The sequence below is a fragment of the Streptomyces sp. UNOC14_S4 genome (genome assembly GCF_020740835.1).
GTDB lineage: Bacteria > Actinomycetota > Actinomycetes > Streptomycetales > Streptomycetaceae > Streptomyces.
Map to the genome: position 1 here is coordinate 1 of NZ_JAINFC010000709.1, position 2,968 is coordinate 2,968.

Here is a 2,968-nt window from a genome sequence, read left to right on the forward strand (position 1 = left end):
AGGGTCTCCGGCTGTTGAGGGTTTTGCTTAGGGATCCTGGTGGATGCTGCGTAGCAGAGCGTGGGTGGATTTGTAGGTGATTCCATCCCGCTTCCAGCGATGGTGTGATGTTCATGCCGGTTTGGGGTGGTGGGGGTGCGTGGGGTCGTAGGTTCCTCGGCATGGAACTTCTTCGGTTGGCGGTGGCTGCGCGGCGGGTGGGTGTGCACCCTGGCACGCTGCGGCTGTGGGCGAACGAGGGCAAGGTTCCGGTGGTGTGGGTGGGGCGCGAACGGCGCTTTTCCAGCGAGGTGCTGGATGCTTTGACTGGCTGCCCGGATGTGGCCGGGCGGCGTGAGGCGCTGTATGTGCGGGTTTCTGGCACCAGTGGGCAGGAGTCGTCGCTGGTGGCGCAGGAGGCCGAGTTGCGGGCATCCGCTTCGGGGGTGGTGGTCGCGGTCTTCAAGGACCGTGCTTCGGGGCTGCGGGAGTCACGGCCGGGGCTTGACCGGATGTTGAAGCGGGCCGCGAAGGGTGAGTTCACCCATGTGCGGGTCACTCACGGTGACCGGCTGGCCCGCTTCGGCGCGGGATGGTTGATCCAGGTTCTGGCCCATCACCGCGTCACGGTCGAGGTGTTGCATGCCAAAGGGGCGGCCGGGGGGATGGAGGAACTGCTGGACGATTTCATGGCGCTGGTGGCCACCTTCGCCGGTCGCATGTACGGGATGCGCTCGCGTGAGGCGCGTCGGCGGCTTCTGGCCGAGGCCGGTAGCCGCGTGAATCAACCTGCCCCCGAAGCCGGAGCCGGAGCCGGAGTTGCGGGTGAAGACCGTGGCTAGGTTGATGGCGACGGCGTCGTGTAGTGCCTTCCGAGGTGTGATCGAAAGCAGTGGTGAGCGGGTCGGGCAGCGGGTCTTGTTGGAACGGGTGGGTTTTCTGGCCCAGTTGAGCCGGGAGCTGGCCGTCGCTCTGGTGGCCGCCCGGTGGGATGAGGACTGTCTGGACGTGCTGGCCGCCGGGGTTGATGAGAGGGGTGAGGCGCTGCCGTCCAAGGGGTGGATGGCGATGCGCCGCCTGAACTGGCCGCAGACCGTCACGCACCCGGCGGGGGTGTATGTCTCGGACCGGGTACGTCGAGGCGCGGAGGAGTACGCGGCCCGCACCTTGCGCCTGGCCCTGCACCGGCGCGGCATCGTGGCCGCCGTCCTCGCCGCCTGGCCCGCCGATCCGGGCCGGCGCACCGATGGGGAATGGGCGGCGCTGCGGAAACTGCTGCCCGCCGGAGTGAGCGGTGCCGAAATCCGCAACCGGACCCGGCAGATCCGCCAATTCGTGGCCGAGCACCAGCAGTTGCCCGCCGGACTGTGCGTACTGGAGGGCCCGCCGCAGGTGGCCCCTCAGGTGCTCCTTGCCGCGATGGACCGCCAGCAGGTCACCCTGGTCCGGGTGGATGAGGCCACCGCCCGGTTGCGGGTCAAACTCCCCCTGTGCGCGGTTCCTGCCACGGGCCGTGACTGGGCCTGGCACGTGATCGACATCCGGCTGCCCGGCACCGTCGCGCCGGATGCGGTGCTGCACACCCCCACCCTGCGCACCACCTTGGCCGGGAGGATCGCCGTCGACCTGCCGCACTCGAGACCCGCCCCCCTGACCAAGGCGAGCGGGCATACCGTGGCCCTCGGATTCGACTGGGGCGTGAGCACCCTGCTCACCGGAACACTGGGCCGCCTGACCGGAAAAGGGCAGACCCGCCGGGTGGTCACCGACGGGCGGCCCCTGGTCTTCGACGCCACGGTGATCAGCGCCGCCCTGCACCGGCTGCGCGGTATCCGCGAGCACCTCGCCGCCAAGCGAGACCACTACCGCGCGCTGGCCGACGGGCTCGGCGCACCGCACCTGGCCTGGGGCGAACACCTCGGCCGGGCCCGGGTACTGGAGGCCGAGCACGAGCGGGTGTGTGCCAGGATCCGGCATCTGAACGACGCGTTGGCCTGGGCGGCGGCCCGGTGGGCCGTCGACCAGGCGGTAGCGCTCGGCGCGAACGTCATCTATCTGGAAGACCTCGCCACTCTGGAAACCCGCGGCCACCGGCGAGGCAACGCCCGGCTGTCCGGGCAGGTGCGCGGCACCGTGGCCGAGGCGATCCGGCACCTGGCCGCGAAAGCGGGAGTCGCGGTGGCCACCGTCCCGGCCCGTGGCACCTCCAAGCTGTGCCCTGGCTGCCTCGGCAGGCTCACCCACCACCCGGCCCCCGACCGGCTTCACGAGCGGGGCTGGAAGTGGGCGCACTGCGCGGGCTGTGGGCTGTCCATGGACCGCGATCACGCCGCTGCCCGCCGGATCGTCTCCCGCGGTCTGCTCGCCCAGAGCCACACCACCACCGAGCGCGCCACCAACACCCGGACCATCCGCACCACAGTGGAGGGCACCGTGGCCCCGGTCCGGCGCCCGAAGAAGACCACCCGCCGTCTGCGCCGCCAGCACCACGCAGAAATGGCCCCGCCCCGGCCACGCGGACCGAAGAAAACCCCGGGCAAGGGACACCCCACCCCCACCAAGCCGAGCGGCCCCCGGCACCGAGATACCCGGCATGCCGCCGCAAACCCGACCCAGGGCTCACAGACTTCCCGCCGTATGCCCGATGCGCGTACGGTCCCCGCCACCGTCCTCACCTCGGGGGCAGTCCAGCGTCCGGCGGGGCATGACACCACGACACCAGCAGCATTCAGGCCGGTGCCAGGTCATGGAGTACCCGCACCCGGCCGGCTCGAAGAACAACTCCTTCGGCCCGGCCGGGCACGGCTCTCACGCAGAACCTGTCGGCGACGCACCCGCGCCGCCGAGCGGACCGGCTTCCACCACCTGCACGCCACCGAAGTCCACCCCCTCACTCCGAGGTTCGGACCACCGGACGACAACCGCAGACGGCCACGCCGCGCCCGAAAAGCCTGGAAACCACAGGCACACACAGAGTTCTAGAGACGCT

Annotated in this window: 2 protein-coding genes; both read left to right on the forward strand. The window is 70.5% G+C overall.

Translation table 11 applies throughout. The annotated features are described in order from the left end of the window. Window positions 1–161 precede the first annotated feature (161 nt). Entirely contained in the window at window positions 162–821 is a 660-nt protein-coding gene (locus K6I34_RS34690; RefSeq protein ID WP_229332019.1) for an IS607 family transposase, read from the forward strand. 37 nt (window positions 822–858) lie between these two features. Continuing rightward, the gene (locus tag K6I34_RS34695) at window positions 859–2,961 is read left to right on the forward strand and encodes a transposase (RefSeq protein WP_229332020.1); all 2,103 of its coding nucleotides are present in this window, start codon (window positions 859–861) and stop codon (window positions 2,959–2,961) included. Window positions 2,962–2,968: the final 7 nt, after the last annotated feature.